Annotated in this window: 32 protein-coding genes and 1 pseudogene; 16 read left to right on the forward strand and 17 right to left on the reverse strand. The window is 65.8% G+C overall.

Features of this window, described 5'->3' with window-relative positions:
* The first annotated feature begins 23 nt into the window (after nt 1-23).
* The gene (locus BSG17_RS21740; RefSeq protein WP_139246755.1) at nt 24-341 is read left to right on the forward strand and encodes a DUF7511 domain-containing protein; all 318 of its coding nucleotides are present in this window, start codon (nt 24-26) and stop codon (nt 339-341) included.
* Between the two features lie 79 nt (nt 342-420).
* Complete coding sequence (locus BSG17_RS21745; protein ID WP_089827491.1) at nt 421-672, forward strand: hypothetical protein; 252 nt, start codon at nt 421-423, stop codon at nt 670-672.
* A gap of 1 nt (nt 673) precedes the next feature.
* Here the strand turns inward: BSG17_RS21745 and rnhB are convergent, their stop codons facing one another.
* From rnhB to BSG17_RS21755, 3 genes are all read right to left on the reverse strand, one after another.
* On the reverse strand, nt 674-1,333 hold the full coding sequence (rnhB, locus tag BSG17_RS21750) for a ribonuclease HII (protein ID WP_089827492.1): 660 nt from the start codon (nt 1,331-1,333) through the stop codon (nt 674-676).
* 109 nt (nt 1,334-1,442) lie between these two features.
* On the reverse strand, nt 1,443-1,565 hold the full coding sequence (locus tag BSG17_RS28395) for a hypothetical protein (protein ID WP_280141210.1): 123 nt from the start codon (nt 1,563-1,565) through the stop codon (nt 1,443-1,445).
* A 73-nt stretch (nt 1,566-1,638) separates the two neighbouring features.
* Nucleotides 1,639-2,925, reverse strand: coding sequence for a tRNA pseudouridine(54/55) synthase Pus10 (locus BSG17_RS21755; RefSeq protein WP_089827493.1), 1,287 nt, complete (start codon nt 2,923-2,925; stop codon nt 1,639-1,641).
* Nucleotides 2,926-3,213: 288 nt separating this feature from the next.
* Here BSG17_RS21755 and BSG17_RS21760 point away from each other — a divergent pair, with 288 nt between their 5' ends.
* Nucleotides 3,214-4,257, forward strand: coding sequence for a DMT family transporter (locus tag BSG17_RS21760; protein ID WP_170864906.1), 1,044 nt, complete (start codon nt 3,214-3,216; stop codon nt 4,255-4,257).
* 1 nt (nt 4,258) lies between these two features.
* Here the strand turns inward: BSG17_RS21760 and BSG17_RS26425 are convergent, their stop codons facing one another.
* Nucleotides 4,259-4,783 carry a DUF4112 domain-containing protein gene (locus BSG17_RS26425; RefSeq protein ID WP_244531662.1) on the reverse strand — a complete coding sequence of 175 codons (525 nt, stop codon included), beginning with the start codon at nt 4,781-4,783 and terminating at the stop codon, nt 4,259-4,261.
* 141 nt (nt 4,784-4,924) lie between these two features.
* Here BSG17_RS26425 and BSG17_RS26430 point away from each other — a divergent pair, with 141 nt between their 5' ends.
* The gene (locus tag BSG17_RS26430; protein WP_170864907.1) at nt 4,925-5,974 is read left to right on the forward strand and encodes a M48 family metalloprotease; all 1,050 of its coding nucleotides are present in this window, start codon (nt 4,925-4,927) and stop codon (nt 5,972-5,974) included.
* 44 nt (nt 5,975-6,018) lie between these two features.
* On the opposite strand, the gene BSG17_RS21770 is transcribed toward BSG17_RS26430, so the two are convergent.
* The 3 genes from BSG17_RS21770 to BSG17_RS27280 all read right to left on the reverse strand — a co-directional run bounded on the left by BSG17_RS21770 (nt 6,019) and on the right by BSG17_RS27280 (nt 7,122).
* Nucleotides 6,019-6,246, reverse strand: coding sequence for a hypothetical protein (locus BSG17_RS21770; protein WP_089827495.1), 228 nt, complete (start codon nt 6,244-6,246; stop codon nt 6,019-6,021).
* A gap of 115 nt (nt 6,247-6,361) precedes the next feature.
* Entirely contained in the window at nt 6,362-6,673 is a 312-nt protein-coding gene (locus BSG17_RS21775; RefSeq protein WP_089827496.1) for a hypothetical protein, read from the reverse strand.
* Between the two features lie 311 nt (nt 6,674-6,984).
* A complete protein-coding gene (locus BSG17_RS27280; protein ID WP_170864908.1) occupies nt 6,985-7,122 on the reverse strand; it encodes a hypothetical protein in 138 nt (45 codons plus the stop codon).
* Nucleotides 7,123-7,379: 257 nt separating this feature from the next.
* Here BSG17_RS27280 and BSG17_RS21780 point away from each other — a divergent pair, with 257 nt between their 5' ends.
* The 5 genes from BSG17_RS21780 to BSG17_RS21800 are packed head-to-tail and all read left to right on the forward strand — an operon-like array spanning nt 7,380 to nt 13,160.
* Nucleotides 7,380-8,537, forward strand: a complete 1,158-nt coding sequence (locus tag BSG17_RS21780) for a PstS family phosphate ABC transporter substrate-binding protein (RefSeq protein WP_089827497.1) — start codon at nt 7,380-7,382, stop codon at nt 8,535-8,537.
* A gap of 60 nt (nt 8,538-8,597) precedes the next feature.
* Nucleotides 8,598-9,662, forward strand: coding sequence for a phosphate ABC transporter permease subunit PstC (pstC, locus tag BSG17_RS21785; protein WP_089827498.1), 1,065 nt, complete (start codon nt 8,598-8,600; stop codon nt 9,660-9,662).
* Entirely contained in the window at nt 9,659-11,242 is a 1,584-nt protein-coding gene (pstA, locus tag BSG17_RS27645) for a phosphate ABC transporter permease PstA (RefSeq protein WP_089827499.1), read from the forward strand. The genes pstC and pstA overlap by 4 nt, the downstream gene beginning before the upstream one ends.
* Nucleotides 11,235-12,146, forward strand: coding sequence for a phosphate ABC transporter ATP-binding protein PstB (gene pstB / locus BSG17_RS21795; RefSeq protein WP_089827500.1), 912 nt, complete (start codon nt 11,235-11,237; stop codon nt 12,144-12,146). The genes pstA and pstB overlap by 8 nt, the downstream gene beginning before the upstream one ends.
* A gap of 6 nt (nt 12,147-12,152) precedes the next feature.
* Entirely contained in the window at nt 12,153-13,160 is a 1,008-nt protein-coding gene (locus tag BSG17_RS21800) for an AbrB/MazE/SpoVT family DNA-binding domain-containing protein (RefSeq protein WP_089827501.1), read from the forward strand.
* A 27-nt stretch (nt 13,161-13,187) separates the two neighbouring features.
* On the opposite strand, the gene BSG17_RS21805 is transcribed toward BSG17_RS21800, so the two are convergent.
* Complete coding sequence (locus BSG17_RS21805) at nt 13,188-13,751, reverse strand: hypothetical protein (RefSeq protein ID WP_089827502.1); 564 nt, start codon at nt 13,749-13,751, stop codon at nt 13,188-13,190.
* A gap of 191 nt (nt 13,752-13,942) precedes the next feature.
* Between BSG17_RS21805 and BSG17_RS21810 the strand changes: the two genes are divergently transcribed.
* Nucleotides 13,943-14,893, forward strand: coding sequence for an ABC transporter ATP-binding protein (locus BSG17_RS21810; protein WP_089827503.1), 951 nt, complete (start codon nt 13,943-13,945; stop codon nt 14,891-14,893).
* Nucleotides 14,890-15,675, forward strand: coding sequence for an ABC transporter permease (locus tag BSG17_RS21815; RefSeq protein WP_089827504.1), 786 nt, complete (start codon nt 14,890-14,892; stop codon nt 15,673-15,675). The genes BSG17_RS21810 and BSG17_RS21815 overlap by 4 nt, the downstream gene beginning before the upstream one ends.
* 63 nt (nt 15,676-15,738) lie before the next feature.
* Here the strand turns inward: BSG17_RS21815 and BSG17_RS21820 are convergent, their stop codons facing one another.
* Together BSG17_RS21820 and BSG17_RS21825 are read right to left on the reverse strand one after the other, a co-directional pair.
* A complete protein-coding gene (locus BSG17_RS21820; protein ID WP_089827505.1) occupies nt 15,739-15,927 on the reverse strand; it encodes a DUF7501 family protein in 189 nt (62 codons plus the stop codon).
* Between the two features lie 28 nt (nt 15,928-15,955).
* The gene (locus BSG17_RS21825) at nt 15,956-16,207 is read right to left on the reverse strand and encodes a hypothetical protein (RefSeq protein WP_089827506.1); all 252 of its coding nucleotides are present in this window, start codon (nt 16,205-16,207) and stop codon (nt 15,956-15,958) included.
* On the opposite strand from BSG17_RS21825, the gene BSG17_RS21830 reads away from it, so the two are divergent.
* Nucleotides 16,200-16,772: a histidine phosphatase family protein gene (locus BSG17_RS21830; protein ID WP_089827507.1), complete on the forward strand. Its 573-nt coding sequence runs from the start codon at nt 16,200-16,202 to the stop codon at nt 16,770-16,772. The genes BSG17_RS21825 and BSG17_RS21830 overlap by 8 nt on opposite strands.
* A 156-nt stretch (nt 16,773-16,928) precedes the next feature.
* Here BSG17_RS21830 and BSG17_RS21835 read toward each other — a convergent pair whose 3' ends face one another.
* On the reverse strand, nt 16,929-17,714 hold the full coding sequence (locus BSG17_RS21835) for a DUF2270 domain-containing protein (protein ID WP_211609275.1): 786 nt from the start codon (nt 17,712-17,714) through the stop codon (nt 16,929-16,931).
* A gap of 145 nt (nt 17,715-17,859) precedes the next feature.
* Between BSG17_RS21835 and BSG17_RS21840 the strand changes: the two genes are divergently transcribed.
* On the forward strand, nt 17,860-18,819 hold the full coding sequence (locus BSG17_RS21840; protein ID WP_089827508.1) for a transcription initiation factor IIB: 960 nt from the start codon (nt 17,860-17,862) through the stop codon (nt 18,817-18,819).
* Nucleotides 18,820-19,069: 250 nt separating this feature from the next.
* Here BSG17_RS21840 and BSG17_RS21845 read toward each other — a convergent pair whose 3' ends face one another.
* Together BSG17_RS21845 and BSG17_RS27285 are read right to left on the reverse strand one after the other, a co-directional pair.
* On the reverse strand, nt 19,070-19,834 hold the full coding sequence (locus tag BSG17_RS21845) for a DICT sensory domain-containing protein (RefSeq protein WP_089827509.1): 765 nt from the start codon (nt 19,832-19,834) through the stop codon (nt 19,070-19,072).
* Between the two features lie 600 nt (nt 19,835-20,434).
* The gene (locus BSG17_RS27285; RefSeq protein WP_170864909.1) at nt 20,435-21,211 is read right to left on the reverse strand and encodes a hypothetical protein; all 777 of its coding nucleotides are present in this window, start codon (nt 21,209-21,211) and stop codon (nt 20,435-20,437) included.
* Between the two features lie 20 nt (nt 21,212-21,231).
* Between BSG17_RS27285 and BSG17_RS21855 the strand changes: the two genes are divergently transcribed.
* A complete protein-coding gene (locus BSG17_RS21855) occupies nt 21,232-22,053 on the forward strand; it encodes an undecaprenyl-diphosphate phosphatase (protein WP_089827510.1) in 822 nt (273 codons plus the stop codon).
* A gap of 1 nt (nt 22,054) precedes the next feature.
* On the opposite strand, the gene BSG17_RS21860 is transcribed toward BSG17_RS21855, so the two are convergent.
* Nucleotides 22,055-22,288 carry a DUF7120 family protein gene (locus tag BSG17_RS21860; protein WP_089827511.1) on the reverse strand — a complete coding sequence of 78 codons (234 nt, stop codon included), beginning with the start codon at nt 22,286-22,288 and terminating at the stop codon, nt 22,055-22,057.
* A gap of 205 nt (nt 22,289-22,493) precedes the next feature.
* Between BSG17_RS21860 and BSG17_RS21865 the strand changes: the two genes are divergently transcribed.
* Together BSG17_RS21865 and BSG17_RS21870 are read left to right on the forward strand one after the other, a co-directional pair.
* Nucleotides 22,494-22,703, forward strand: coding sequence for a hypothetical protein (locus BSG17_RS21865; RefSeq protein WP_089827512.1), 210 nt, complete (start codon nt 22,494-22,496; stop codon nt 22,701-22,703).
* 1 nt (nt 22,704) lies between these two features.
* Complete coding sequence (locus BSG17_RS21870; RefSeq protein ID WP_089827513.1) at nt 22,705-23,028, forward strand: DUF8028 family protein; 324 nt, start codon at nt 22,705-22,707, stop codon at nt 23,026-23,028.
* Nucleotides 23,029-23,094: 66 nt separating this feature from the next.
* On the opposite strand, the gene BSG17_RS27290 is transcribed toward BSG17_RS21870, so the two are convergent.
* The 3 genes and pseudogenes from BSG17_RS27290 to BSG17_RS21880 form a co-directional block, all read right to left on the reverse strand.
* Nucleotides 23,095-23,256, reverse strand: coding sequence for an HVO_A0556 family zinc finger protein (locus BSG17_RS27290; protein WP_170864910.1), 162 nt, complete (start codon nt 23,254-23,256; stop codon nt 23,095-23,097).
* A 124-nt stretch (nt 23,257-23,380) separates the two neighbouring features.
* Nucleotides 23,381-24,085: a helix-turn-helix domain-containing protein gene (locus BSG17_RS21875; RefSeq protein ID WP_170864911.1), complete on the reverse strand. Its 705-nt coding sequence runs from the start codon at nt 24,083-24,085 to the stop codon at nt 23,381-23,383.
* Nucleotides 24,086-24,385: 300 nt separating this feature from the next.
* Nucleotides 24,386-24,667: pseudogene (locus BSG17_RS21880) on the reverse strand (urease accessory protein UreF); the annotation flags it as partial.
* Nucleotides 24,668-24,673: the final 6 nt, after the last annotated feature.

Below are 24,673 nucleotides of genomic sequence, written 5' to 3' on the forward strand. Positions count from 1 at the left end.
ACTGGGAACGACTCGCCCCTTACATGACGTCCCCCAGAGAAGCAGGAACCGTAGCGAACTGCGACCACCCGATCCCGCCGGGTATCGACGGGACCAGATCACTCGTGACATCCTCTCCCCTTCCGAACGACCCGAACGGCACGCCGGCAAACGGCCGCAGACGACCCGCTCCCGACAGTTTCCCCCATCCGGCGGCGGAGTACCGGGCCGAGATCACCGAGTACGACGATTCGCCGGACGAGTGTACCGTCTATCCGGCCGACGCAGAGGAGTGGGAGCTGATGACTCGCTGGATCACGGCCCGAGAGGGCTCCTACGTCGATCTCGAGGAGATGCGCTAACACGCTGCCGGATACGGCTGTGAGACGATCGACGTCTCGACACGGAGCACTTTTTGTTCGACTACCTGACTCGACGGCCATGCCCGCCGACAGTTCAGAACCCTCCGAAGAACTGGTGCGACGAGTCGTTCGCGACGAACTCTCCGACGCGGTCCATCACCTGCAGGTAACGATTTTCGGCGGGTTCGCGCTGTTCACCGGCATCCACGCGCTGCTCGGTGGGTTCTCGGCCGGTGGGGTCGGGGTCGCCGTCGGCGTCGTCGGTGCGGCCGTACTCGTCAGGCAGTTTCGGCTGCCCGCTCCCGGCGAACCCGGAGACGATCTGAACTAGCTCAGAACTCCGCCAGCGACGACTGCTCGTTCGCCGCCAGCAGGTCCGCGCAGGTCGACCACGACCGGCGGGCGCACTCGGGCAGGTCGCCGGTGTCGGCGACGTACCGTTTCAGAAACTCGCGCGTCGTCGGATCGCTCGGGTAGCCGCTGCCGACGTCGCCGTACGCGGCGTACTCCTCGGCGATGGCCTCCACACGGCGGTCGCGCTCGACCTTCGCGACGATGCTGGCCGCGCCGACGACGTCGTGGCTCTCGTCCGCGCCGTGTTCGGAGACGACGTCGACGTCGACGCCCGCCGCCGCGACGCCCTCGCGGACCCGTCGCCCGAACCGCGCCTCGCTCACGTCGCCGGCGTCGACGACGACGGTGTCGCCGCCGCGGGCGACGGCGGCGACCGCCTCGACCTGCGCGGCGACCGTCAGCGAGTTCATGTCCGTCTCGGGGTCGTCGATGCGGTCCGTGGGTACGACACCGACGCCGACGGCGACGTCGTCGCGTGCCCGGAGGTCGACGACGACGGTTTCGCGTCGACCCGGCGAGACGCGCTTGGAGTCGTCGATGCCGTCGGGGAGTGTCGTCGGGTCCGCGCGCACCGCCGCCGCGACCATCGGCCCGAGGACGGGTCCCTTGCCCGCCTCGTCAGCGCCCACGCATGTCATGCCCGGTGAGTCTCCGGGCGACGACAAAGCGGTTTTCCTCTCGGAACGTGGTCGGCACTCGGCGCTTGAGGACGAAAGAACAGTTGCATCCCCGTCGCCGACGGCGGTCTCAGGGCTTCGGCGTCACCGCCAGCCGCGGTTCGTCCATGGTAGTCTCGTCGGGGTCGGTCTCGGCGTCGTCCCAGTCGAGTTCCTCGCGCAGCGCCTCCCAATCGGCGTGGTTCTCACGCATTGACGTTCGACCTGGACGTGTCACGCACGTCATAAAAGCGTACTGATGGCGTACGCGTACTGGTGTCGGCTCGCTACTCGCCGTGGAAGAACGCCTCGTCCTCGAACGACTCCTCCTCGCCCTCGACGGCGACGACGTCGAGCGCCGTCACGACGGCGTCGACGCCGAGGATACCCGCGAGACTGGGGTTCGTCCGCCCCTCGTCGCCGGAGACGAGTTCCTTGATGTAGAGCCCGCCCGCACCGTGGATGTCGACGGTGGCGTGCCGGGAGTCGTGGAGTTCGCCGGTCGCGCTGTAGACGTCACGCGTGCGCGTGAGGTTGGCGCGGCGATGGTCGACGCGGTTCGGCGTGTACTGTTCGACGGTCGCGCCGTCGAGTTCGGCGAGCGCCTCCGCCAGCCCCTCCTCGGTGACGTCGTCGCCGAACTCCACCTCCGCGCGATACGTCTTGTTCGCGTCGAGTTCCTTCACGCGCTCGACCATGTCGTAGGTGGCGAGGCGGAGCCCCTCGACCTCGACTTTCCCCTCGGCGAAGGCGTTGATGTCGCCCTCCAACTGCTCGACGTCGACGGTTCGGCGGCGGGGCTCTTTCACCTCGATGACGAAGGGACGACCCGTCCCGAGCATCAGCGCGTCGACGTCCTCGCGACCGGCACCGTGGAACAGCGCCTCGACGCCGTCCATCACGTCGCGGACGACGGGCGCGGTGAGCTGTTCGACGCTCTCGTCGTAGAGATAGCCCGAGCCACCACAGTAGTCACAGGGCTGTTTGCCCTGATAGCCGCTGCCGTTACACTCGCGGCAGGGCCACTCGGTCTGCGGGATGTCGCGTTCGAGCTTCCGGTAGCGACCGTAGACGAACGCCGAGTGGACACGCGTCTCGACGTCGTCGCCCTCGAGGTCGAGCGTGAACTGGACGTCCGGCCGGTCGAAGTCGACCTCCGTCCCGGTGAGTCGGCCGACTCGCTTGCCCACCTCGCGGTTGAACTCCGATTTGAACAGCTCGCCGGCGTCTTCGGGCAGTCCGGCCCCCTCCCGCAGGAGGAGTTCGTTCTCCTCGACGAGCGGCGGCGTCCGGGTCCCCACCTGGTACGTCGCGAACTCCACGTCCTCGACGTTCTCTGCACAGCGTTCCGCCCACTCGTCGAACTCTGCGCAACGGCCTTCACAGACCCAGCAGTCGTCCGTGTCGACCGGTTCGAACGGTTCGTCGGCGTCGAGAGCGACCGCGACTCGAAGGCTGTGTCCGCGGTCGGCGTTCGTCAGTCCGAAACTCCGGTCGGCGAAGACGCGCCCCAGACAGGCGTCGCAGAGAGGACCGCTCTCGGCGAGTGCGCGGGTGTCGTCGAGGATACTCATACGTGCTACCAACCGGAGCAGCGGTAACTGTCTTACCGTTCGCGTTCGGGTTCAGTGTGCCACGGTGCCGCTCTCGCCGACCGGGTTCGCGCTGTTCGACCGTCGTCGTCGACGGGCCCGCTCGACTTTATTCGAGGTCCGTCTCGTCTCGTATCAACGGGGCTAACAATCGTGTAAGATTCCAGAGTTGAGAGGGCGTCTCACCCGTGACGCGTGTTATCGAGGGTTCGAGAATATTCATGTACACGGGGCAATTACGTTGGTTCCCTGACTGGGATACACGATACGATGAAATCTATACGGAATCTGACTAAACACCGTGATGCACTGCTGTTCGTCGCGCTTGCGTTCGTCTGGGGTACCTCCTTCATGGCCATCAAATCCGGTCTCGCGGAACTCCCTCCGATCCTCTTTGCGGCGCTTCGCTACGACGTCGCCGGCCTGCTGCTCTTCGCCGTCGCGCTGTCGCGAACCGACCGCTGGTTCCCGCGCGGACGTGACGAGTGGACACTCGTCGGCGTCGGCGGCGTCCTCGTCATCGGCCTGCACTTCGGCCTGCTTTTCACCGGCCAACAGTACGTGACGAGCGCAACCGGCGCGATCATCATGAGTACCACGCCGATGTTGACACCGCTGTTCGCGTGGTTCCTGCTGCCGGACGAGCGGATCGGTCTCCCCGGGATGCTGGGCGTGCTGTTCGGCCTCGCGGGCGTGGTCGTCGTCGCTAACCCCGACCCCACAGCCCTGGGCGGACAGTTCGCCGGCGTCGCGCTCATGTTCCTCTCGGCTGCGAGCTTCGCGTTCGGAGCGGTTCTGACCGATCGACTCCCGGCGCGACTCCCGCTGTCGACGGCACAGGCGTGGATGATGCTGACCGGTGCCGGGCTCCTGCACGTCCTGCACGTCGCGCTCAGTGAGCCGTCGATCGCCACCGTCCAGTGGTCGGGAGACGTCCTCCTCTCGCTCGCGTATCTCGGAGTCGCCGCCGGTGCGGGTGGGTTCCTCGTCTACTTCCACCTGCTCGACCGTCTCGGCCCGACCGAGATCAGCCTCGTCAACTACGCGGTACCGGTGTTCGCCGCGCTGGCGGGGTGGGCGCTGCTCGGCGAGTCGATCACCACCGCCACCGTCGGCGGGTTCGCGCTCATCTGCTCCGGGTTCGCCCTGATGAAGTGGGACGCCGTCTTCCCCCGCGTGGTCCGACTACAGGCTCGATTCGGCCGTGGGTTCCTCCCGGAGAACGTCTATCTCCCCGACTCCCCGGCACAGACGCGGACCGAGAGCCACACGCAGAGCCAGTCGACCGGCCACGCCTACCCCGGCGACGACTGAGCTACATCAGTCCGATTTCTCCGAGCACCCACACGGCGAAGAGCGTCGACGCCGCGCCGAGTGCGAGCAGGAAGCCGAACAGACAGCCCGTCGCGACGAGCAGGAACCGACGGTCCGCGGCCCCGCCCTCGGGGTCGACGCGGCGCGCCTCCGCCAGTCGGACGTTGCGTGCGTTGGCCTTCCAGACCGCGTCGAACACGTCACCGACGACGGGCAGCGACCCGACGGTGGCGTCGACGACGAGATTGAACAACATCCGCAGCAGCGTCTCTCGCGGCACACCGAGATACGCTGCCTCGACGACGATGTACGCTGCGAGCACCGCTCCCGGCGCGTCGCCGACGACGGGGAGGAGGCCGAGAAGCGGGTCGAGCCCGATCCGGTAGTTCGTCCCCGGCACTCGGACGGCGTTGTCGAGGAGATGGCTCAGCCCGTGCAGTCGGTCGAGTGTCTCTCGAACCTCCGCCTCGTCGAGGTTCTCGGCTGGCGGGAGCCACGACGACTCTCCGGACGACTGTTCGCTCACACGACTCAGAGGATGGGGATCGTCTTCAGTCTCGCGGCGACCAGTGTCGCTCGACAGGGAGCACTCTTGCAGCGAGCACTGCCGTTCGACTCGAAACGATCCCTCCATGATTTATATGACCTAGCCACTGACTCCAGCGCGATGTCGCTCCGCCCGGACTACCGACTCCGCGTGCGACTCGCCGGAGCGGTCCTCGTCGTCCTTGGGTTCGACGCAGCTCTCGTCTTGCTCCCCTCGTGGCTCGCCTCGCTCGCTTTCGAGAGCGTGACCGTCTCGGATGCGCTCCTCGCGACGGCTGTCGGAACACCGTTTATCGTCCTCCTGCAGGCCGCGTACGCCTACCATCGAACGCTCGGGTCAGTCTCGCCACGCGTCGTCACGGCGACCGAACACCCCGATCTCCACACCCTTCTCGACCGACTTTGCCAGCAGGCGAACGCCCCCAAACCCCGACTCGCGGTGGCCGACTCGCCGGTTCCGAACAGCGTCGTCGCCGGACGACCGGGCGAACCCGCTATCGTCTTCACGACTGCGCTCGTCGACGCGCTCGACGACGAGGAACTCGCCGCCGTCCTCGCACACGAACTGGCCCACGTGGTAAACCGCGACCGGTTGGCGGTGGTGTTCGCGGCGGCACCCGCAATCGTCGCACACCGGTACCTCGTCTGGCAGTCCGAGCGACTGAGTCGGGACGTCGACCGAACGGACGAACGAGGGTTCGTCGGTCTCGGCGAGAACAACTTCCTGAGTGCTCTCGTCGGCATCGCCGTCGGACTCGTCTTCGGCGTCGTCAGCGAGGCGGTCTTCCGCCTCTTCGCCGTCCAGCGGGAGTACGGCGCCGACCGTGCGGCGGCACGACTCACCGGGAACCCGGCGGCGTTGGCGAGCGCACTCGCGACGCTCGACGACCGAGCACGGGCGATTCCGTCGCGTGACCTCCGTGCACACGACAGTAGCGTGAAGGCGGTGTCGTTCCTGCCGTACCCGTTCGAACACCGCGAGCGCGAGACGGTCGACTCGAACGCCGACATCGACTGGACCGACCCGGCGGCCGTCGAGGCGATGTACGAAGAGCAGCCGCTGAGGCGACGAAACGAGTCGACAGAAGCGGGTGAAGAACCGATTCCGTTTCCGGTGCGGTCGCATCCGCGAACCCGCCGTCGCATCGAGCGACTGCGGGCGACGACCTGAACCGGTCGAACGGCGGTGGTCGCCGTGCGGTTGCGTTGGTCTGTTCAACCGCGCGCCGGCCAGTGTCGTTCGACCAGTTCGGTCTCACGGCGGAGGCCGACGAGTGCGACGGCTGCGACCACGGCGAGGAGGGCCGAGAGCAGCGGGTAGGCGACCGCGAACACGGCGGCAGGCGCGACGAGGACGAGCGCCAGCGAGACGAGCGCCGGGGGTGCGGGTCGGTGGTCGTAGGGTCGTGCGTTGTCGTGTCGGGCGACGCGATGTCGTTTCATTGGGGACTGTGAGTTCGGATGTAGTCGTCGAGCGGTTCGGAGGGCCGACGAGTGTCGCGGGATGGGAGAGCCGAAACTCGCGTCACCGACGATGGCGGACGGACACGGCGATCCGTCAGCCGACGCCGGTGTGCGAGTCGACGGTCGCGACGGCGCGCTTGATACCGAAGCCGTCTGCGAGCTGTGCCGCGACGCTCTCGTCGTCGGGAGCGTCCGGACGGAGGCGGAGCGTCGTCTCCACCTCCACGGTGAGGTCGTTCAACCCCGGCTGGAGGCCGCGGATGTCGACCGTCTCGATCGCCTGGACGCCGTCGATCTTGCGGAGACGGTCGCGGACGCCGTCGTGGAGGTCGCCGCGGGCGTGCCGCGACACCAGGACGGTCAGTTCGGCGCGAACCGTCACGTCGGGTCTCTTCTGGACTGACATGAGGCCCCTGTCGCGGTTCGAACGCGACGCGCCGCGAGGACGCGCTCCACGGGCAGTACCCGCAGGGGTAGCGATGCCTCTCACTGGTCGGGTGGCGGTCGCGTCGACGGACCGACGCTGCCGTCGGTCGGGGTCGCCAGCGGACGAGGCTAGACGTCCCGGTCGAGTCGACCACCGGTGACAGTCCAGCGACTGTCGTCGATGTGAGGATGCGGCGGAGAAGGGTGGACCCGCTTCGGGTCGACCGATAGCGTCGGCCCTGCTCTCCGAGAGGGTTCAGAGAAGCGGACCGACGACCGCCGCGTCCTGCGTTACGCGACGACGAGGTCGAACCGAGTGCGCGGGTGAGAGTCCACGCCGACCCCTCCGTCGCAGTTCGTGCGACGAATCTTCCCGACGGTCTCGCCATAGCGGGCAAGCGTCGGGATGGTGTGGGTCGGAGTGGTCATGGGAGTCACCTCACGCGGCGTGACTGCCACGCGATTGGCGTGTTTGACACGATTGTTCCCAACACTATAAACGTTGTTCTGGTGTGACACGTCGTATCAATGTATGTTAACACGACCCACAGAACTGATTGCCAGCTACTGAGAGCTATATACCGACCAGACGCACGACTGACGAGTATGGATTCTATATTTGCATCAGGACTGCCGTATACTGGTATTAGAAGTCCTCTTACGTGCGAACTCTACATCTACTGGTGATGACGCGTGACTCAGAGCGGCAGACCACCTCGGCATCGCGGCGCAAGTTCCTCGTTGCATCCGGCGCAGCCGGCGTCGCTGCGCTCGCCGGTTGTTCCGGCAACAGCGGAACGAGCGGTAACGGCAGTTCCACTGACGCCGGCTCCGGCGAACAGGCCGCGAGCGGTGAGACGGAGACCCAAAGCGAGAGCGCCGGGTCGACCCAGCCGCTGACGGCCGACGGCTCCTCGACGGTGTTCCCCATCACCAACACCGGTGCGAGCTACTGGAACTCGAACCCCGAGCCGGGCGACGAGGACTACTGGCCGAAGAAGTGGGCCTCCGAGACGTACGACACGGACAAGCGACTCGCCGACTACTTCGCCGGTCTGTACGGTTACGAGGCGACGGGTGAGCGGAGTAACCCGCCGTACCTCGTAAACGTCGCGCTCAGCCACTCCGGAACCGGCATCGAAGGCGTGATGGACGGTCGCGTCGACATCGGCGACGCCAGCGCCTCGGCCGAGGCCGAACTCAGCGGCAAGGACGTCTCCCAGTCGGAACTCGACAAGTTCGTCGACCACGTCGTCGGCGTCGACGGACAGCCCATCGTCGCCTCGAAAGAGATCGTCGACGCTGGCGTCGAACAGATCACCCTCGACCAGCTGAAGCAGATCTACAAGGGCGAACTCACGAACTGGAGTGCCGTCGGCGGTCCGGACAAAGAGATCCTCGCACTCGGTCGCGCCGAAGGCTCCGGGACGGACACCGCGTTCCGGAGCAACGTCTACGGCGACCCCGAGGCTTCCATCAGCCCGGACCAGCGCTACGGGAAGAACCAGCAGCTCCAGCAGGCCGTCTCGCAGGCCGACAACGCCATCGCCTACATCGCACTGGCGTTCGTCCAGCCCGACGGCCAGGTGCCCCCGATCGGTCTCGAAATCGACGGCACGCTATACACGTACGGCAAGAACCTCGGCTCGAAGGAGTACCCGCTCTCGCGTGACCTCCACGCCTACACGTGGGAAGACACGTCGAAGCAGGAGGCCGCGTTCCTCAACTTCGTTCTCAGTGACTTCGGACAGAAGAACTTCGTCGAAGCGAACAACTACTTCAAGCTCCCCGAGGAGCGCCTGAAGAAGCAGCGCGAGAAGGTCAAGCCCGGCAACTACAACTGATCGCGGCGACCGTCGTTCGCGTTTCGACCACCACGATTACTTTCCATCACGTTCCTAACAATGTTAGACGCACTGTCGACCACCACCGCCGACTACCGCTCACGGTACGACGACGGCGCAGTGATGCTGTGGGGGATCGGCGCGGCGATCCTGCTCGTGACGTTCGTCCTGTTCATGACTGGATCACGCTGGACTGCCGTCCCGTTCTTCGCTTTCGCCGTGCTAGCAGCAGTCGGCTGGTACGCGTATCAACCGGAAACTGCACGCGGACTCACGTTCCTGGCCACCATCCTGACAGTCGCCATCCTCGGACTCATCATCGCGTTCATCTTCCTCGAGGCGATTCCGGCGTTCCGAGCGATGGGGCTGGACCTGCTCTTGAAGACGGACAAGCCGCTCTGGGGGAGCGGGACGTACTCGCTGACGCCGATGATCTTCGGGACGCTCGTGACGACGACCATCGCGACGTTCGTCTCCGCTCCGCTCGGCATCGCGGGCGCGTTGTTTTTGAGTGAAATTGCACCCGGAACCGTCCGTGAGTTCGTCAAACCGGGGATCGAGATGATGGCCGGTATCCCCTCTATCACGTACGGCTTCATCGGATTCGTCATCATCAACGACTACTTCTACTCGGAGCTGTCGACGCCGACCATCGGGAATCTGTTCACCGTCGGCATGATGATCGGCATCATGGCGTTGCCCACCATCGTCACCGTCGCCGAGGATGCCCTCTCGACGGTTCCCGAGTCGATGAAAAGCGGCTCGCTGGCGATGGGGTCGACCGACTGGCAGACGATGAAGAGCGTCACCATCCCGGCGGCGTTCTCGGGCGTCTCCGCTGCGGTCATCCTCGGCGTCGGCCGCGCGATGGGTGAGACGATGGCTGCGACGGTGATGATCACCCACAACAAATCCGGCTTCCCGAGTCCGCTGTACGACGTCTTCGGTTCGCACGGGGAGACGCTCACCACGGTCATCGCCTTCGAGGCAGGGAACGCCGCGGGCGTCCACCTGAGCGCCCTCTTCGCCGGCGGCGTCATCCTGTTCGTCACCGTCTTCGCGATGAGCGTCGGCGCACAGTACATCGAATCGCGCATGAGAGAGAAGCTGGGGGGTGCACAGTGAGCAACGTCCGACAGACGTCGCTCGTCACCGACGGGTCGAGCCTCGGTAACCGCGTCGCCTCCGGCACCATCGGGCTCGGTGTGCTCGCCTTCGCGGCGAGTTGGCTGACGCTGTTCCGATGGATCAGTCCCGGAACTGACGTTCTCGGCGTCTCGCTGTTCCAGGCACTCGGGCTGTGTCTCGTCTTGATGGCCGTCGGTATCCTCGGCCTCGGTGTCGCATCGACGACCGGCGCGATTGAGACGGATCCGACCCACACCGCCGGTCTGGTGACCGGGGTCCTGTTCGGGTCGCTCGGACTCTTGACGGGCGGGGTGCTCACGTCGCAACTGCTCGGTCTCGGCGGTGTCGGCTGGGCGCTCGGTGGATTCGTCGTCGGTGCCATCGCTGCGGCGGTGTCGGTGCTTCCGGACGAGGATATCGGATCGACGGTCCCGTCGAGTGCGTTCCTGCTCCTCGTCGGAACTGTGTTCGCGACCGGTCTCGTCGGAACCGGTTGGTCGTGGTCGCCGGAGACGCTCTCTCTCACACTCATCGCCCCAGTCATCGTTCCGGTGCTGGCCATCGTCGGATCGCTCGTCGGCGTCTGGAGCGCAGCGAAAGCCCGAGCGGGGTTCGGCGCTCGCGGCCGACAGAGCGGGGCGTTCCTGCTCGTCGGCGTGAGCGTCTTCGGGATGCTCGCCGTCCTCGCGCTGTTGGTCGGGTTCATCGTCATCAACGGGCTCGACACGCTGCTGACCGACGCAACCGTCGGTGGGAGCGGACTCGTCTCGATTCCGTTCCTGATGAACGTCAGCCAGAGCCTGTACGTCGACGTTCCCGGTGTCCTCCCGGCTATCGTGGGGACGCTCTGGCTCGTCGTCGGGGCGATGGTGTTCGCGGTCCCGCTCGGTATCGGTGCTGCGGTGTTCCTCACCGAGTACGCCGAGGACGGTCGGTTCACCCAGCTCGTCGAAATCGCGACGAACGGGCTCTGGAGCACGCCGAGCATCGTCTTCGGGCTGTTCGGGCTCGCGTTCCTGCTCCCCCGCGTCAGCAACGGGAGCAAGTCGCTGCTCGGCGGCCAGCTCGTGCTCGGATTCATGCTCCTTCCGCTCGTGGTCATCACGAGCAGGGAGTCGATCAAGGCGGTTCCCGACGAGTACCGCGACGCGAGCGCCGCACTCGGCGTCACGAAGTGGCAGACCATCAAGAGCGTCGTCCTCCCGGCAGCGATGCCCGGCGTCATCACGGGCGTCATCCTCGGTGTCGGTCGTATCGCTGGCGAGACTGCGCCGCTGCTCTTAACGTTCGGCGGTCCCCCGTTCGCCAACTCGACGCCGAACGTGCTCGGCTCGTTCGAGTTCTCGCTTGCGCCGCCGTTTGTGACGAACGAGGCACTGATGACCGCGGGCAGCGCGCTCCCGTATCAACTGTACACGTCGATTACGAGCGGACGGCTCCCCGGACAGGGCGCTCCCTTCTCCGTCCAGGAGTTCGGATGGGGGACGGCGCTCGTCCTGCTGCTCGTCGTCCTGGGGCTGTACGCGATCGGTATCGGTAGTCGACTCTACTTCCGGAGGAAACTGTACCATGAGTAACGCGAAACCACGCACGGACGAACAGCACACGAGCACGAACACCGGCACCACCACGGCCGGCGAGACGGACGAGGCGGTCCGCGAGGAGTGGACCGACTACCGGTTCGAGGGCGAGGCGAAGCTCTCGGTCGAGGACCTCGACGTCTACTACGGTGACGACCACGCGCTCGAGAGCGTCTCGATGGACATCCCCGAAGAGAGCGTGACCGCACTCATCGGGCCGTCGGGCTGTGGAAAGTCGACGTACCTCCGGTGTCTCAATCGGATGAACGACCGGATCGCCGCCGCCGAGGTCGACGGCTCCGTCACGTTCGACGGTGACGAGATCTACCAGGACGGCGTCAACCTCGTCGAACTGCGGAAGCGCGTCGGGATGGTGTTCCAGTCGCCGAACCCGTTCCCGAAGTCGATCCGCGACAACATCACGTACGGACCGCGGAAACACGGCGATCTCGACTCTGGTGTGCTCGCGAAACTGCTCGGCACCGCTACCACGGAGAAAGCGGACGCGCTCGTCGAACAGTCGCTACGGAACGCGGCGCTCTGGGACGAGGTGCAGGATCGCCTCGACGACAACGCGCTGGAGTTGTCGGGTGGCCAGCAACAACGGCTTTGCATCGCTCGCTGTCTCGCGACGGACCCCGAGGTCATCCTGATGGACGAACCGGCGTCGGCGCTGGACCCCATCGCCACCTCTCGTATCGAGGACCTCATCGCCGACCTCGCCGAGGATTACACCGTCGTCGTCGTCACACACAACATGCAGCAGGCCCAACGTATCTCGGATCAGACGGCCGTCTTTCTCACCGGCGGCCAACTCGTCGAGTACGACGACACGGAGAAGATATTCACCGACCCCGAGAGCCAGCGGGTCGAAGACTACATCACCGGCAAGTTCGGGTGACCGGAGATGGAGCGTCGGAAGGTCCAGCAGACCGGAAGCTCGACCTACACTATCTCACTGCCGAAACAGTGGGCCAGCGACCACGGTATCGAACCGGGGATGCAGCTCGCGCTCTGTCCCGGCGACGACGGCTCGCTCGTCATCGGCGCGGACCAGACGGCCGACGGCGGCACGCCGGTCGTCGACGTCGCAGACGAGTCACCCGCGGCGGTCCGCCGAGCCGTCGAGCGCTGCTACGGGCTCGGCTACGACCGGGTCCGCTTCGTCGGTGACGGTCTCTCATCCGGCCAACGGCGGGCGATCACCACGGCGGCCAACAGCCGAACCGGTCTCCAGATCGTCGGCGAAACCGACGACGGGGTCACTGTCGGCTGTCTCCTCGACACGACGGAGGTGTCTATCGACCGTGCGGTGATGCAACTGCAGTACGTCGCGCTCTCGATGCAGACTGACGCGGCCACAGCGTTGACGACGGCCGACGAGGACCTCGCCGCCTACGTCACCGAACGTCGGCGCGACGCCGAACGCCGGGCGGCCGTCATCGAGCGCTACTTCGAACGGACGTTGACCGACCAGAAGGCGCTGAACACGCTCGGACTCGGTCGACCGGCGCTGTTCGATTACCGGGTGGCGGCCGACCGACTCGGCCGCATCGCGGTGCAGGCTGCGGAACTCGCGCCGGCTGCCGGTCGACTCGACGAGTCGCCGCCGGACGAGTGGCTCGACTCGACGGCCTCCTACGCACGCTGCGCACGAACGCACACCGAAGACGCCGTCGCCGCGCTGCTCGACGGAGACGACAGCACGACGCTTTCCGACCTTCGCGAGTCGGGTGGTCGACTTCTAGACGACCTCGACGAGTTCGACCGTGCGCTCTACGAGAGCGGTCGAGCGGACGCGTTCCTCTTCGGGCAGGCCGTGGACACTCTTCGTCGCGTCGTCCAACACGGCGACGCCATCGCCGCTCGCGCGACGGCGGCGAGGCTCAGAGCGTCGCGCCCCGACGAAAAATGACGATCGACGGTGGTGACGAGTGTGGCGCTACGCCGACTCGTTGCCGGTGGTCGTCTCGTTACCGGTCGTCGTCTCGTTCCCAGCCGTGGTCTCGTTACCGGTCACGGTTTCGTTGCTCGTCGTCTCGTTGCCGGTCGACTCGTTACCCGACGGTGTCGACGTCGGCGTCGCCGTGCTCTCGGCTTCGACGGTGTGGGTCGCGAGCGTCTCCTCGGTGCCGTCCTGGTTCACCCAGACGACGGCCACCTCGTCGCTGTCCGTCGTCTCGACCTCGACGTAGTTCCCGACGGAGATCGGGTAGGAGCCGGCCGTCTCCTCTTCGGAGTCGGAGACCCAGGTGACGGCGCGTTCGCCGCCGACGGTGACGTAGAGCTCTTCGGTCGTGTCGTCCGTGATCCGGTCGCCGCCCATGTGGGCGACGCGCGTCGTCCCCGGCCCCATCGAACGGAACGTGAACTCCGGGGCGGGGGCGTCGCCGGACGCCGACCCGTTGCCGGTCGAGGAGTTGTTCGACGAGTCGTTGGAGGGTGCGCCGGAACAACCGGCCACGAGCAGGGTACCGAGGCTTGCGATGACAGTTCGTCGCTGCATATCTCGGCCGTTTGAACGGATGATATAAATGTCTTCCAGTACACATCTATGCCGGGTGATGTCTCGACCCACGGTGGCACCCGCCACGACACCGTCTGGCGGTTCCGGCCCCCGTTGCCGGTGTGTGGTTCTCAGGCAAGACTGCCGTCGGTCACGCCGCTTAATGCGCTGTACCGTCGACTGTGAAACGAATGACTGCTGCGATCGAGGTCTCAGATCTCCACAAGCGATACGGCGACGTGCAGGCGCTCGACGGAGCGTCGCTCACCGTCCCCGAGGGTTCTTTCTTCGGACTCCTCGGTCCCAACGGGGCGGGCAAGACGACGTTCATCAACGTTCTCGTCGGACTCGTCCGCAGATCCGGCGGCGAGGCACGGGTGTTCGGTCACGACGTCGAGTCCGACTACCAGGAGGCGCGCGACGCCATCGGACTCGCCCCTCAGGAGTTCAACGTCGACCGGTTCTTCCCCATCAAGGAGGTGCTCGAACACAAGGCGGGCTACCACGGCATCCCTGCCGAGGAGGCACGCGACCGCGCCGACGACGTCCTGCGACGCGTGGGCATCTACGAGAAACGCGACACGCGCTTCGACTGGCTCTCCGGCGGGATGAAACGCCGGTTCATGCTCGCGCGCGCGCTCATCACCGACCCCGACCTGCTCATCCTCGACGAACCGACCGCCGGGGTCGACGTTCAACTCCGTCGGGACCTCTGGAACCTCATCACCGAACTGAACGACAACGGGACCACCGTCCTGCTGACGACGCACTACATCGAGGAGGCAGAACGGCTCTGCGACGAGGTGGCCATCCTCGACTCGGGCAGCGTCGTCGAGGTCGCCAGCCCCGAGGACTTGATGGACCGCGGCGCCGACAAGATCACTATCCAGTTCCGCGAGTCGCCGACGTCGGTGCCCCAACTCACCGCCGGCAACGGCCACATCGACGACGTCGACCTCGTCGACGGCCGTCTCGTCGTCACCGCGCGACAGGGTGGCGTCGTCGCTCCCGACATCGTCCGCGAACTCGACCGCGCGGGGCACGAGATCGTCGACCTCGACATCTCGCGGACCTCGCTGGAGGAGGTGTTCGTCGAGATGACCCAGGGGCAGTCGGCGACCATCGGAGGTGAGACACAGTGAGTCTGCTTCCGACGGGGTTCAAGACGCTCGTCCGCCGGGAGATCCTCCGGTTCGTCCGCCGCCCGCGCAACACGTTCGCGCCGCCGTTCATCACGAACGTGCTGTACTTCTCGGTGTTCGGGCTCATCCTCGGCGAACGCATCCGCGACATCGCCGGGGTACCCTACATCGTGTTCATCCTGCCGGGGCTCATCGTGCTCGGGGCCGTCTCCAACGCCTTCGAGAACGCCTCGTTCAGCATCTTCCACGGGCGGTGGAACGAGTACATCCACGAGACGCTTACCTCGCCACTCTCCTACGGACAGATGGTCTGGGCCTACATCGTCTCCAGTGCGACCCGCGGCGTCATCGTCGGCGTGCTCGTCGCCCTGCTCGGACTCGCCATCATCAACCCGCTGTACGCCGCCAGCGTCGGCGTCGCCCAGCCGCTCTACCTGATCGCCTTCATGCTCGTCATCACACTACTGTTCGCGAGTTTCGGCGTCGCCGGCGGCCTCTGGGCGGAGGACTTCGACGACCTGACGATGATGAACCAGTTCATTCTTCGTCCGTTGGTGTTCTTCGGCGGCGTCTTCTACTCGCTGTCGGACATCCCGCCGATGCTCCGTGACGTCTCGCTGTTGAACCCGATGATCTACATGGTAAACGGCGTCCGCTACGGCTTCATCGGCCGTGCCGAGGTCGACCCGAACGCGTCGCTTGCGGTGTTGCTCCTCCTGACGGTGCTCGTCGCCACGCTGGACGTCTATCTGTTCAAGAAGGGGTACGGACTCACAGACTGAGAGACGCCGTTTTAGCCGGCGCGGGCCGTGACATCGAGGTTCGGGAGAAGGTGATCGTGACCGTCAGCCACCCCACTCGCCGCTCATGTCGGAGGCGACCATCGAGCGCCAGTCGTCGAACTCGTTTTGACAGCTAGGGTGGTCGTCGATGTGGTCGATGAACCCCGCGCCGCCGTCCGTCAGTTCGCCACCACAGAACGGGCACGTCTCGGGACTCTCCCAGTTTCGTGTGGTTGTCGTTCCTGCGCTCATACAACTGGTCGAACGTGGTCGAAGATAATCAATCTATTGGTGATTGTGCCTCTATTCTCGGATAGGGTTCGTAGAACCAAACAACTTCGCTGGTCGTTTGGACGGAACCGAACGTGATCCCGCCGGAGAACTGACCGTTCGTCCGAAACGTCTCGCCGTCCGACACGCCGAGTTGTCGCTCGTCCGTCGCGCGCGCCGTCCGACTGCCGTCGGACTCGGTGGCGTCTGCGGCGAACGGAACCGCTTTGCCGCCGTCGAGTGTCGTCTCCGGAATGACCACCGTCTACTTCGTCCGACATGCCCAGTCGCCGTGGGTTCCCGACCGCGAGGCAGAGCGACCGCTCTCGGCGAAGGGACGGGACGCGGCCGACCACGTCGCGACGCTCCTCGCCGACGAGTCGGTCGACGCTGTCGTGTCGAGTCCGTACCGGCGCGCCTACGAGACAGTCGAACCCGTCGCCGACCGCCACGGGCTCGGCGTCGACGTCGACGCCGGGTTCCGCGAGCGACGGCTGACGGACGGCCCCGTCGAGACTATCGGCGAGACGTTCGAGAGCGCCGTCGCCGCGGTGTGGGAAAACTGGTCGTTCGCGTGGCCCGACGGCGAGTCGAGTCTCGACGCACAGCGACGCGGACTCGACGCACTCGACCGGGTGTTGTCACGGTACGAGGGCGGCACCGTCGTCGTCGGCACGCACGGCCAACTCCTCACGGTGGTTCTGAACCACTACGACGACCGATTCGACGCGACCTTCTGGCGCGACGAACTGACGACGCCGGACGTGTACGAAGCCGAGTTCCGTTCGGACGAGTTACTGACGATCGAACGACGGCTCTCACCATGAGTGAACGGACAGGTGCCGTCGACGAGACTGCTCTCGGTTGGTCGAGACCGAATCCCCAGAGTTTGCTGTTTTGACGCCCGCTGTCGGTTACGACTCCCGATCTGATGTCGTACACTCCGGTTTGCCACCGGTTCGACCGAGACGAACCCGAGTCGATTACTCCATCTCGTCCCACGCGCCGATGTCGTGGTCCCGGAGTTCACCCTGTGCCTGCCACCGGCGCGGCCGGAAGGTGATCCACGCGAGACCGAGGTAGGTGAGAGCGACGATGGCCGTGACGACGGTTCCGGAAATCCCTCCGACAGCGGCGCTCTCCTGCCACGGCGTCGACGACATCACCGAGATGCGGAACAGCCACGCGGCACCGAGCACCGTGAAGAGGGGGAGATAGACCCGACGGAGTCGGTGGGCGACGGCCTCCTCGTAGGAGATCTTCATCGTCGGCTTGTGGTAGTCACGACTCAGCTTCGGCCGCCAGTCCTCGTCGTCGATCCCCTGTGAGGGGTCGAGCGAGTACGCGAAGACGTTCTTCTGGAGGAGTCGGACACGCGAGCGCCAGATGTCGTAGCCGCGGTAGCGGCGGGCCTCGATGACGAGGAAGATGCCGACCATCACCGCGCCGACGAGGATGACGTAGTGTGGGTTCCTCGCGTCGGCGAACGCCCACGTCAGGATGGCAGCCATCACCGTCACTGCCCAGTTGCTGGTGTGGTCCAGTCGCTCGCGCCACATCTTCATCCGATGGATCTCCCCCCGGTAGAGATGTGCCATCGCCGACCCCGGCGAACTCGTCTCCTCGAAGAACCCTCGCCCCATCGTCCGCGCACGTTCGTCGGTCGGGTCGAACGTCGCATCCGACGTGGCGTGGTCCGTGTCGTCGGAGGGTGACTCCGACGCCGACCGGTCGGCGGGGTCGTCTCCGGTCGACTGCTGTTCGTCCATACAGGACGGTAGCCGACTGAAGGCAAAAAGTATTGTGCGTTAACTCCACAACCACACAAACTACCTAACGAGATCGTCCGAGCAGCCAATGTCCCATGTCATCGTCCGACAGACAGTTAAACACGGGACAAGTGAGTTGTTCTCGATGACAGACTCGTTTCGTGGCCGACAGCGCGAACGTGAGCGCGAGCGCGAGACCGACACCGAGTCCGAACGGGGGGAACAGACGTGTCCGGAGTGTAACTCCGACCGCCTCGTCCACAGTGAGGGCGAGCTGGTCTGTGACGACTGTGGACTCGTCGTCGACGAGAGCAACATCGACCGTGGGCCGGAGTGGCGCGCGTTCAACCACTCGGAACGACAGTCGAAGTCCCGGGTCGGCGCACCGACGACGAAGACGATGCACGACAAGGGGTTGACGACGACTATCGACTGGCAGAACAAAGACGCCTACGGGCGGTCGCTCTCCTCGGAGAAGCGCTCCCAGATGCACCGGCTGCGGAAGTGGCAGGAGCGCATCCGGACGAAGGACGCCGGCGAGCGGAACCTCCAGTTCGCGCTGAGCGAGATGGACCGGATGGCCTCTGCGCTCGGTGTCCCCGACTCCGTCCGGGAGGTGGCGTCGGTCATCTACCGGCGGGCGCTCAACGAAGATCTCATCCGCGGACGCTCCATCGAGGGCGTCGCCACGAGCGCGCTCTACGCCGCCTGCCGCCAGGAGGGGATCCCGCGGAGCCTCGACGAGGTCGCCGAAGTCTCGCGCGTCTCCCAGAAGGAGATCGGCCGGACGTATCGCTACGTCTCCCAAGAGCTCGGACTCGAACTCAAACCCGTCGACCCCAAACAGTTCGTCCCCCGGTTCGCGAGCGAACTCGAACTCAGCAAGGAGGTGCAGTCGAAGGCCAACGAGATCATCGACGTCTCCGCGGAGAAAGGGTTGCTGTCGGGGAAGTCGCCGACGGGGTTCGCCGCCGCCGCCATCTACGCCGCCTCGCTGCTCTGCAACGAGAAGAAGACGCAACGCGAGGTCGCCGACGTCGCACAGGTCACCGAGGTCACCATCCGCAACCGCTATCAGGAACAGATCGAAGCGATGGGACTCTGATCCGACGGCCGTCCCTCTCGGCGGACGGTCGGCCCGTGGATATATAAATACCTGATAATGCAGGGGTAAAAGCAAGGGGGCCAGCGGAACTACCGTTATCCGTCACCGCGCGGGATGTGCCCGTCTCCGTGTCGGTGCGTGCCTCTGACAGCGATCCGAGGGCGAGTTTGCCCGACTCGCTCGTTGGACCCCCACGACGTCGGCCCTCCGTTCGACGGCCGACAGACGGGGTCAGTTTCTCGCGACACGCTCACCGAGAGCGGAGACGACGTCCGGATCGATCGCTCTCGTCGTCGCCGCCGTCGGTCTCGGCGAGCGCGTAGGTCGTCGTCAGGTGGTCGAGAATGTAGTCGACGGTGTCGGCTCCGTACGTCCAGAAGCCGAAGAACGAGCGTGGCTCGCGCTCCTCGGCGACGAGCGCGCACTTGTTCGCGTCGACGCCACCCCCGTCGTAGACGACGAACCAGGACCGTGCGATCTCGGTGGTGTCCTCGAGGTGGAGACGGACGCTGCTGTCGTGGGGGACGTCCGTGTCGGGGGTCGCGTAGACGTGGACGTCGAGTTCGCCCCGCGCCCCAAGTCGTTCGTACACGTCGCGTTGTGCGGTAAACGTCGACAGCGTCTGGAAGCCGGCGTGGAGTTGCCCTCGGCCGGCCCGCCAGGCGCGGTCTTCGATCTCTCGGGAGGCGGCGACCATCCGGCCGGTGTCGAACGAGGTGAACATCGTCTCGTCCATCGCGTCGAGGATCGGTCGGTACGACGCGTCGGTGAACCCCGGTTCGGTCCGCGCTTCCTCCTCTAGCAGTTCGGCGACGCTCGAAGCGGTGAGAAACCTGTCCTGCTCGCCCAACACGACGTACTCGGCGGGTGTGGATTCGGAGCGATCCTCGACGACTCGGACGTTCCGGTCGACGAAGTACTCGCGGAGGCTGTCTGCGACTTCGGTGTCGGCGTTGACGACGGTGAGTGTCTTCTCGTGGTCTTCGACGCCCGCAATCAGTTCCGAGAGCGACATTCGCTTGCAGTTTGAAGGGGCGACACGCACTTGTGTGTTTGCATACCCCGGGGACGATGGTCAGCGACGGTCGTCCTCCCCACAGGGGTTATACATATAACCCTACTTGCCGACCGATGTTCAGTATCTAACCAGTAGCTTATTCATTCATACGTCCGTACGTCTAGTTGCAATTCGAACTCCTTGCCCGGAGGACAGCTCGAATTGTGGCATTCCGGATTCGCACCGGGTGTGAGCCATAGCCCCGGCGCGACTCTTAGATCGATTCTCCGAACCACCTCGCCGCAGAGTGACTCCGCTCGGATGTGGAGCGAGTCGTACCACTCTCCTGACTTCTCATATCGCATAACAGCGTCTGACGGCCGGATGACGGGTTTTCTTACCCTCGGAGCAGAAACGACTCTCCATGCCTGGTTTGGGTGGCACCCCACGACGGTCACCGTCGAACAACTCACTCCGTGAGCGCTGTGTAACTGCACTCTCCTCTCTCGGGGGGGACGACGGCCGTCGATCGAATCAGGGGCCGCTCATCACTCACGAGTTCGTCAACGGACTACTGCTCATGCTGGGGGTCAGACTGCTCCTCACCGGCGTCTTCGTCTACCTGGTCGCGCCGGACCCGCTTCTGGTCGGGCTGTTCCACCTCGTGTTGTCGATCCCACGGCTCGCACGTCGCTTCTCGGGCGATACGGGCGGACTGCTCGACGGCGTGCGTGGCGGCGTGGCCGAGCGGGTCGGCGGACTGCGGTCGAACGCCGGCCGGTCCTCGCGCTCCTCGCGGTCGAGTCGACGGAGCGGTTCCGCTCGGTCCCGTTCCCGCTCTCGCTCGTCGCGGTCCGGTTCGAGCAAAGAACGGCTCTGAGACCACGCCGTCGGTTTGATAGCGGTGGCCGCTCTGGAGTCGGACGGTGAACGCTCATCTACTCGAACCAACACTTCCTCATCTCGGTTGTCGTCGGCGCCGCCGTCGCCCTCGCGGACGTCACTGCCAGCTACCCCTGGTGGTTCCTCGTCGGCTACGCCGCCGTCGTCGGCGTCGGTATCGACTTCGATCACTTCCTCGTCGCCCGCCTGAACACCGGCGAGTGGACGGCGGTCCGGCGCTGTCTCCGTGACCCACGGATCGTCTTCACCGAGCAGAACGCCATCTTCGAAGAGGGCGACGTCGGGACGCTCCGCCGACTCCTGAGCCACGTCGTCATCGGCGGTGTCGTCGTCACCGGACTGCTCGTCGTCGACGTCTTCCTCGCGGTCTTCACCGCGGTCGTCCTCTACGCCCACCTGCTCTCGGATCTCGTCTGGGACGTGCTCGCCGAGGCCGGCCGGGTCTGACGCCGTGGGTTCGCCCCGCTCTGCGTCCCGAACCGCTTTTATCACTCCCTCACGCTGGCGAAGATATGGATCGTCCGTTGCTTGTCGCGCTGGTCGTCGGGGTGCTGCAGGGCGTCTTCGAGTGGCTCCCCATCTCCAGCGAGGGCAACATCGCCATCGCGCTGACCGCGCTCGGGTCGTCGCCGGAGACGGCCGTCTCGTTCGCGCTCTTCCTGCACGCCGGGACGGCGCTCTCGGCGACCGTCTACTACCGCGACGAACTTCGTACGGAACTCGCTCGACTGCCGGCGTGGCGACCCGGCGACGCCTTCGACGGCGAGACGGCGACGCTCTCGTTTCTCGCGGTCGCCACCGTCGTCTCGGGCGTCGTCGCGATGGCCGCCTACACGGCGCTGAAAGACCTCGTCTCGGCGCTCACTGGCGGCGCGTTCGTCGCGCTCGTCGGCGGTCTCCTCGTGTTCACCGGGCTGCTCCAGCGGTTCGCGGGGACGCTGGCGCTCGGCGACCGCACCCGGCCGGACGCCGTCGACGCCGTCCTCGTCGGTGCACTACAGGGGATCGCGGTGTTGCCGGGCGTCTCCCGCTCGGGAACGACCGCGAGCGCACTGCTCCTGCGTGGGCACGACGGTCCGGCCTCGTTCCGACTCTCGTTTCTGCTCTCGATCCCCGCCGCACTCGGCGGCGGCGTCCTCGCGCTCGCCGACAGCGGCGGGCTGCCCGGCATCACGCTGGAGGCCGCGGTCGTCTCGCTCGTCGTCGCCGCGCTCGTCGGCTACGTGACTATCGGCGCGCTGATGCGACTGGTAAGAAGAGTCCCGTTCTGGGGGATCTGCGTCGGTCTCGGCGGGCTCGCCGTCGTCGGCGGACTCGGCGTGACCGCGCTGTGATCTACAGCGTGTCCCGCTCGCTCGGGTCGCCCTCGTCGGTGTCGAAGAGGTTCCCCTCGATGCCCTCCTCGAACCCGCTTCGGTCGTCGGCCGGACCGGTTCCTGCGTTGTACGCTTCGAGCCCGGCAGTCAGCAGTTCTTCGACCGCCTGTTCTTCGGTGACGAACTCCTCGTCGACCATCCGCTCGAACCGGAAGTGAACGTCGTCGGACAGGTTAACTTCGACCTTTGGCATGCGCCTCCGTTCGTTGGCTGGCCGTAAGAACGCTTGGAATCCACGGCTTACTACCGGGTAAGCGTCGCGAGTTACATCCCTGTTATCTTGCTTTCATATAGGTGTACGGGCTACTGTTGGGTGATGATACACGGAACCTCGACCCGTCAGGCGAGTTCGTCTTCCACCGGGCGTCCAGCGGTGTCGGACACGGAGGTGACTCGGCGTGAGTAAAGCACGGTCCCGCCTCAGACCGACGACCGGTGAGTGGCCCGACTTCACCCTCGACTACACGTTCAACCCCGACCTCGACGGCGTCGTCGGCGAGTTCGCCCCCGACGAGGTCGTCCTGTTCGACCGCGAGCGAGGGATGACCGCGACGCAGTGGCTGTCCGCCGAACGCGGGTCGTACGTCTCGCTCGACGAGGTCCGGTGAGATGAACGACTCGTCCACGCCGGTCGGAACGTCCACCACGTCGGATGCGGCGGACGCAGCGAGCGTCTCACGGACGTCCGGCTACGTCGTCTCCCGGCGTGGACTCGGAAGGTCGTCGCTCGCCCGCTGCGTTCGCTCGCTTCGACTGGTCGCGTTCTGGGTCGCCGTGATGCTCCCGTGCTACGCGATCTGGCTCCTGTTCGGCGGCCTCTCGGCCGCCGAGGCTCCGCTGTTCGTGGCGACGGTGCTCTTCGACTGTTCGGCGTTCGTCGTCGGACACAACCACCGCTCGCCGTCTGTCGCCACCGGGCGGCTCACGCCGTAGTCCGGAAAAAGCAGGCGTCGGATCCGGTCGTCGTCGACTGCGTCGTGTTCGGTTCGGTCGTTCCCGTCACCAGAGCTGGAGTGCGGGCGTGTCGCACTCGTCGCAGACGACTGCCTCGTTGTCCTTGTACGTCCCCTCGACTAGCGTTCCGTCGGTGCAGTACTCGCAGTCGCGTTCGCGGAGCTTCTCGACGAGCGCGTTCCGACCGGTTGGGTTTGCCTGGCTCATGACTATAGCTGTTGGTCTGGACGTCGAACACAAGTATCTGTTGGCGACGACACAGTATTGCCGGCCCGGGTCCGCTCGACGAACGCGCTCGCGGTGATCCTCGCCCGGGAGGACCGGAACTTCCTCACTGTGGCCGGTGTGTCTCGCCGACGCCGTTCGACGGCTGTCGGTCAGTCGAGCCGTCGCCCGCCTCGTAGACGAGCGTCTCGGCGACGAGCGCCCGGGTCGCCCGCCGGAGCCGCTCGGAGACCGCCTGATCGGAGATACCGAACTGCGTGGCGAGCTCGGCGAGCGACACGCTTCGGGGGATGTCGTAGTAGCCGCGCTCGAACGCGGCGAGCAGCGTCTCGCGCTGCGCGTCGGTGAGGACGCAGCCGTCGGTGCCAACACCGGACTGCGGTGCGTAGATCGCCTGCAGGTCGAACGCGGCGCCGAGCGCCGTGCCACGCGTCCAGAAGGTCTCGAACGCCGCCCGGTTCGGAAAGCGCATCCGGAGTTCGTACACCCCGTCGCTGGCGGAGGCGTCCAACACGAGCGCGTCGACCTCGCCGGCGATCCGATACAGGTGGAGATCGAGGATGTGGGGTGCGTAGGTGATGCGGTACAGCCGTCCGATCTCCGTCGTCTCCAGTCGGAGCCAGTCAGTGATGCTCTCGTCGTCGGGAAGTGCTGCCTCGAACGCGTCGACGCCCGCCCCGGTCGCCCAGAAGACGTTCCGAAGCGGGTCGTCAGGCGTGCTGTACAGCTGTTCGAGTCTGACGGTGACGTCCGGGGCAGCCTGGAGGCTGTCCCGGAGCACCTCGGCTTCGAGGTGGAACTCGGCGATCACGATGAGAGTAGATCGTGTGCTGTCGCTATGAACGTACTGTGTGCTAATATGTCGTAGCTCGTCGGAGAGAACTCGTGGGTCGGCGCGTGTCGAAAGGTCGACGAACAGTGTCAGAGGCAGGTCGACCCCCCAGCCGGCTCGTCTGAGAGCCTGCGAAAGAAGAGAGTCCTTCGAGACGGATGTACAGTGGGCTTGGCTATTCAGGGTCCGGCCGTCTCTCGGCGGAGTGGAGGCGTCGCAGCGGCCGACGGCCACGCCGGCGGACCGGACGCAGCATCGCCGGACGAGTCGGGTTCCCTATCAGCTCACGAACAGTCGCCGCTCGGCCCGTTCGTGGTGCATCGACAGCACGTCGACCATCGGCGCGAACGACCGGACTTCGTCGAGCGGTCGCGTCTCGTAGTCGTCGACGAGGTCGGCGACGACGGGCTTCAGCGCGTGGAGCAGGCGCTGGGTGTCCGTGTGGCCGAGACGGAGCAGGCGCTGGGCGGCTCCGAGCAACCCGACGACGAACCCGTACCCCTGTGCGAGACAGGCCGTCTGCCGCGGGACGTCGAGTCGCGCCGCCAGCACGATATCGGCCGTCGC

Source organism: Halogranum amylolyticum, from assembly GCF_900110465.1.
Lineage (GTDB): Archaea > Halobacteriota > Halobacteria > Halobacteriales > Haloferacaceae > Halogranum > Halogranum amylolyticum.